Origin of the sequence: Paenibacillus foliorum (assembly GCF_013141765.1) — a bacterium.
Classification (GTDB): domain Bacteria; phylum Bacillota; class Bacilli; order Paenibacillales; family NBRC-103111; genus Paenibacillus_S; species Paenibacillus_S foliorum.
This window is the reverse complement of record NZ_WHOD01000126.1, coordinates 1-5,923: the sequence shown is the minus strand read 5'-3', so window position 1 is coordinate 5,923 and position 5,923 is coordinate 1. Positions and strand designations below refer to the sequence as shown.

The 5,923-nt window shown below is 40.5% G+C and carries 4 protein-coding genes and 1 pseudogene; 4 read left to right on the top strand and 1 reads right to left on the bottom strand.

All coding sequences use genetic code 11. From position 1 onward, the window contains the following. The first annotated feature begins 315 nt into the window (after window positions 1-315). From GC093_RS32560 to GC093_RS37015, 3 genes and pseudogenes are all read left to right on the top strand, one after another. Entirely contained in the window at window positions 316-2,109 is a 1,794-nt protein-coding gene (locus GC093_RS32560; RefSeq protein ID WP_171656123.1) for an S-layer homology domain-containing protein, read from the top strand. 748 nt (window positions 2,110-2,857) lie between these two features. Further along, window positions 2,858-3,387: pseudogene (locus GC093_RS36745) on the top strand (restriction endonuclease); the annotation flags it as partial. 54 nt (window positions 3,388-3,441) lie between these two features. Continuing rightward, complete coding sequence (locus tag GC093_RS37015) at window positions 3,442-3,621, top strand: topoisomerase DNA-binding C4 zinc finger domain-containing protein (protein ID WP_376768693.1); 180 nt, start codon at window positions 3,442-3,444, stop codon at window positions 3,619-3,621. A 257-nt stretch (window positions 3,622-3,878) separates the two neighbouring features. Here the strand turns inward: GC093_RS37015 and GC093_RS32550 are convergent, their stop codons facing one another. Continuing rightward, window positions 3,879-4,970: a YheC/YheD family endospore coat-associated protein gene (locus GC093_RS32550; RefSeq protein WP_171656122.1), complete on the bottom strand. Its 1,092-nt coding sequence runs from the start codon at window positions 4,968-4,970 to the stop codon at window positions 3,879-3,881. 356 nt (window positions 4,971-5,326) lie between these two features. Here GC093_RS32550 and GC093_RS32540 point away from each other — a divergent pair, with 356 nt between their 5' ends. Further along, window positions 5,327-5,794 carry a DinB family protein gene (locus GC093_RS32540; RefSeq protein WP_171656120.1) on the top strand — a complete coding sequence of 156 codons (468 nt, stop codon included), beginning with the start codon at window positions 5,327-5,329 and terminating at the stop codon, window positions 5,792-5,794. Window positions 5,795-5,923: the final 129 nt, after the last annotated feature.

Here is a 5,923-nt window from a genome sequence, read left to right as displayed (position 1 = left end):
CTAAGCTTCGCAGTCTTTTTTCTGAAGGGTTAAAGAGCCTTTATAATATGTTTTTGTAACCTTATTGGTCAATGTGACTTATAATCAACTGACTTAAGTAGAGGTTTCCATTATTATAAGCAATGCATAGGTTCATCCTTAGGTGTAAGTAATATAGATAGATATTAGCAATTTGGTCTTTAGTTAGTATCTCGAGGAAGGGGATACCGAATAAATTGTCGAATATTAACAAAATGATTTTGTCTATCGAAAGCTTTCTATTTTAATTTCTTCCAAGCAAGAGTATCTGAAAGGGGTTTGTCCATGTTGTCGAGTTTGTCCTATTTAACAAGTAAAAAGTCAATAACAGTAGCACTACTAGCGTCTGTGGCCATGTTATTTTCGCTGAGTACAGCGAGTGCTTCCACGGTAATTCCAAACGAGTTACCTGTAAGATCGAAAGAGGAAATAAAGGCCAAGTGGAATGTGTACAAAAACTCTTTTGCATTAGGTGACCCTTTTGTATCTGTACCTAACCTAATCCCTTCTAATCCAGATATTGGGGTATTAAAGTCTAATCATCTTGAAACGGGTTTGAAGAAACTGAATTTTTACAGATTCATCAGCGGGTTACCTGACAATGTGACACTGGATTCGTCATTAAGTACTTCTGCTCAGTTTGGCGCTTTCATAATGGGGGTTAATGGAGAAATGAGTCATACTCCTTCCAGACCCTCAGGGATGTCTGAAGACGTGTATAAAAAAGCGTATGATGCAACATCTAGTAGCAACATCTTTTATGTTTCTGGCTTTGGGATGGATACACGATACAACATATTAGATTTAAGTGTTGATATGTATATGGATGATGCAGATGCGTCTAATAATAGTAGAGTAGGACACAGACGTTGGGTTCTTAATCCTACTCTGGGTAAGATTGGATTCGGTCTAGTTAAGAAGGTAGAGATCAATGAAAAGAACGGTACATATTATGCTGCTTTGAAGGTTTTTGATAGGTCTAATACCAGTTTATCGAATGTAAGCTATACTTCGTACCCAGGAGCTGGTTTCTATCCAGCAGATAACTTGATTCGTAACCAACCTTGGTCAATTCAGTTAAATAATCAGGTATTCTCTGAAACATCCACTAGTGCATTGACATTGGTTGTAAAGAGAAACTCTGACGGGAAGATGGTTAATTTGGGGAGTAATAACTTTATTTACGAATCAGGGGGCTTTGGAGCAGGCCCAGCTGTTATCTTTTCTATCCCATCGGACTTTGGGGATTACAAAGAAGGTGATTCATACACCGTTAAGTTGGATGGATTGACAAAGAAAGGCGGTAATAAGACAGTAACAACCACTACATATGGTGGTGGGACAAGCACCATTACTTCGCCCTCTTACGAAACGGTATCCTTAGAGTACACGGTAAATTTCTTTTATTTAGAACCTTCGGCACCACGGCGTATGAAGTTAATTGATTTCAATAGAACAGTGGATACAACTGTAGTACCTACAGTAGTTCCGACACCTGTTGTACCTACAACAGTCCCTACAACAGGTGCCACCCCTACTACCGTAAATATCAATAATAACGATGAGTTGCCGAAAGGCTCTAAACCAATTAAGTTTACGGATACGGGTAACCACTGGGCAAATGCTACTGTTGAATGGGCAATAACTAACGAAATCGTAGATGGTTACGCAGATGGAACATTTAAGCCAGATGCTGTTCTGACAGAAGAAGAATTCTTGAGTATGTTCATGAAGTCATTCTTAAAGAACAAAGTGGTAAATGATGATACTAAGTCCGGTCGTTGGTCGGACGCCTTGTATATTCTAGCCGAAAAAGGTAAGTTTCCGATGCTGGGGATAAATATTACTGATAGTAGGGGAGCAGAGGTTAAGCGTGGTCTAGTTGCTCGTATTATCGCTGCTGCTGACGGTGCATCTGTAGACGAGAAAACGGCTGTATCGTACCTGTTCAGTAAGGAATACACAGAAGGAAAAACAGCCAAGTCTTATGAGGGGTATGCACCTAACGACTCTTTAACTAGAGCCGAAGGAATCCAGTTTATTAAGAATTTAAAAGATAAGTTCTTCCAATTCAGAAACTTGTCAAATTAACCGAATAAAGGCTATGTATGGATAGAGTTCTCTGGACTCTATCTTTGTATATTATTGACACTTTCTGAAGCTAAAGCGAAGAATAATAGATATAATGTGATTTACATCGCGGGGAGTTACAAACATCAACAACTGTCGGAGGACAAGAACATATATGTTTTAGAAGCCGCATAACTGCGGTTTTTTTTATTTTAACGATATAAGTTCTTGTCAAAAGTCAGTGACAAGAACTTATATCGTTTGCCGATTTAGGACAAAAACATATATTGTTTCCCGCAATTGAGGAATCTTCTCAAAATGATCAGTTATTCATTGAGCTAACGTGCAGGATGGTTGAAAAGCTCGCCATTTACATGCGAACGTATATTCGATATCATAATATTGTGATTTCCAAACTCAGGTGGAATTTTAAAAGCTTCATATTTGATGTGTGGAACTTATGTTCAATATTGAGAAGAATCCTATTATGACAGATGATGAGAATGTGAGGGAGAGAAAATGACGAAAACTGGAATCGTTTTGGTTTCTAGCGTATCTGTAATTCGAGCAGACAAGGTCTTGATAATAAAAGAAAACAAACGCTAATCGAAAAAGTTCGAAAGAAAACAAAACGGGCAGTTAGGGCCTTTCTATTTGTTAAGCACGATTTCGCGTACATACAAAATTAGGCGTTTGATGAAGGGCTTTGCTGATGACGGGTAAAGCCCCAGAACGTTAATAGTTTTTACTTTATTTACCGAAATAGTTGATGTGTGTAAAGAACGTCGCATCGAGGGAGAAGAGGGTCATGTCCAGGAAGAAGAAGAAAGTAGAAAGAGAGCTATGGAAGCTTATTGAAGGATTGCTTGTGATTTGTATTTTTGGAGCATTTTTTGGGGTGTTTAATCTAACAAAATCGATTACTGCCGGTATCGTGGCTGCGGGCTGCGTGTTTGGGCTATTTGTCGGGGTCATGTTCTACCGAAAGATGCTCTATGAAGAGAAATTGAAGAAATCGGGTATTAAAGACATTGATGAGATGGACGGAAGGCAGTTCGAGCATTACTTAGGACACCTTTTTAGAGCGCATGGCTATGCTGTTCAAGTTACCCGTGCGGCTGGCGATTATGGGGCTGACCTGGTTATCGTGAAGGACGGAAAAAAATCGTTGTCCAGGCGAAGCGCTATAGCAAAAACGTGGGGTTGAAAGCAGTGCAAGAAGTACAAGCCTCGATTGCACACTATGGTGCTTCCGAGGGTTGGGTTATCGCGAATAGGGAATATACTGATGAAGCTTATTCACTCGCGAAATCGAATCGCATTCGTCTAATTAACCGTGAACAACTAATAGAGATGATACCAAAACTCAATCCAGGTGCAGCACCTTCGGCAAAAGCAGTAAAGCAAGCCATGCCGACAGTAGAAAAGACTTGTTCCAGGTGCGGAAGCAAGATGGTTTTGCGGAAAAGTGCTAAAGGCGAATTTTATGGTTGCAGCTCATTTCCAAAGTGCAGGAACATGACTGCGGTGTAACTGATCGAAGCCGTGCAGTTGTGCACTCTTCAGGAACTAAAAGGATCCGCCGCGGCGGATCCTTTTTGACTTCTTCGCAAAATAATGGTTTTTATACAGATGTTCAGTAATGTTACTGAAGAAGATACCTGATCAACAAAAGAAATATGGCGTTATTAACGTGTTGTCCAGCAGCCAAAAGATTAATACGTGCCAGGTGCCGAAAGTTTTGTGAGGGTTCTACAAAGTAAAACCTATTCAGAAGCATAGAAAAGACCCTACAATCCATTTTCAAATTTTGTTCTCGCTAGATACGCCGCATACTGAATGGGACGCTGTATGGATTTGCGGTAAAGGCCCATTTCCTTCGTGCCTAAGAAGATGGAATGGCTCGGTTTCGGATTCGCCTCAATTAACCAGACATTCCCTTTCACATCGACACCAACATCCAAACCGAACTCCACCATTGAGCCATACCGCTCCTCAATCACTTCCATCAATTTCATGGCCATTTGATCGCATTCCCGGCTGATTTGTTTGGCTTTCTCCGGGCCGAACCGTCGGATCATGAACGGTTCAAAACGCAATGCCTTTCCGTCTCCATGAACCAGATTGGTGGTGGGGCTGTTTTTAGCACTGACCCGCATGCCCTTCCCGGTCACTTCCCACTCGCCCCTTTCGTTTTTTTGGATGATCAGTCGGGCATCCAGTACGCGTCCGGGGGTCAGTTCCAGATTCAATCCTTGCTGAATCATGAAGTTTCCGGTGCGAATCCGCTGCGTACTCACCCATGAGTTAAGCCAGCGGACTACGGAATCTTCCGAGGGCAGAACAATATGCGTCAAGCGTGCCGATTTTTTTCGGCCCTTGATGTGAAATGTACCGGATTTTCGTGAGAGTTTAACTACACTGTGGCCACCAGTACCGTTGCCTGGTTTGATGTAGAGGATAGGATGCTTGCGGATCATGTCCAGTAGGTTTTGAGGGGTATAAAGCAAGGTTTCCGGTATCCATTGCTTCACCTTCTCCGATTTACTAAATAACTTAGTAGCTCTCCATTTGTAGGTGAACTTATGATTGGCATAAGTGAACAATTCTTTCCGGCGGCGCATATCCCGAAAAGGCTTTTTAAGATACCGGCAAAAATCAATCACGACATCTGGGCAAGGATAAATGTTCATCTTCCAGCGATTTGAAGGGGAAGGTATAAAGCCGTGAATTTTTTTGTCTTTTTCTATCAGATCTAAATGAGAAAACACAACAACCTGGCTATCTAGTTTTTCGCCTTCACGGACTAAATCCCGCAAAAAACTGCCATTCATAAACGTTTTATTTGTTCTATGTGCCAGAATACCAATAAGAGGTTTCACTTATCATAACATCCTCCCAAATCTCAGTTAGCAATAATAACGTATGTGTGAAAGAGAAAAGGGGATGCTTGCCTAATGTAAATGGGCTGGATAAACGGGCACTAGCGGAAGAAGAAGGTGAGTCGCCGTACTCATCAAGGAAGCGGAAAAGTGTCGTGAAAGTAAAACTAAGTAACGCGGATATATCTGTACAAAATAGGGTATTTGATACAGATGTACTTGCCTGGCGTTAATACGAACGGGCAGGATAGTTTAACTTTAACATAAGGAACAAAAGATAGAACAAATGTTCTTTACATATATACTATCGATGGATAAAATTAACATATAACCAAATGAGAAATGGAGGTTTATAAATGAGTAATAAAACAGCTTTGAATTATGGGCAGACAGCAGAAGAAATACTGAAGTATAAAGAATTCGATGAACAACGCCTTCTCGAGCCGATAAGTGAAGGTAAATGGTCAGTTAAGGAAATCATAGGCCATCTATATTATTGGGATAAGTTCATTTTAGAGAAGCATGTTCCATTTATGAATGATGGTACAAACTTGAATGCTTTCCCTAATCATGACCTACATAATAGAGAAGCCATCGAATACATAAGTTTTTTTATAACAACAGGTTCTTTAATAGATGAGTTTGTCCTGAATAGAAGACTGTTAATTGAAACGATATCTGGAATCGACAGTAATGTTAAGTTCACAATTGGTTCTGGGAAACGCCAATTTACAGTTGATAAGTACTTGAAGATATTTATTGACCACGATATACATCACCTCAAACAGATGAATGAACGACTAAGCTCCCTCAATATGATTTGATTTTCTTACGTATGCTCGTGAATTCGCAGGATTTCACCCTCTCTTATATGACGGATTTCATGATAGGATATTGAGAACGGCATTGTGATCTGCCAGAAGGCATGCGGGAACAAGGTGGGGGTATCCTCA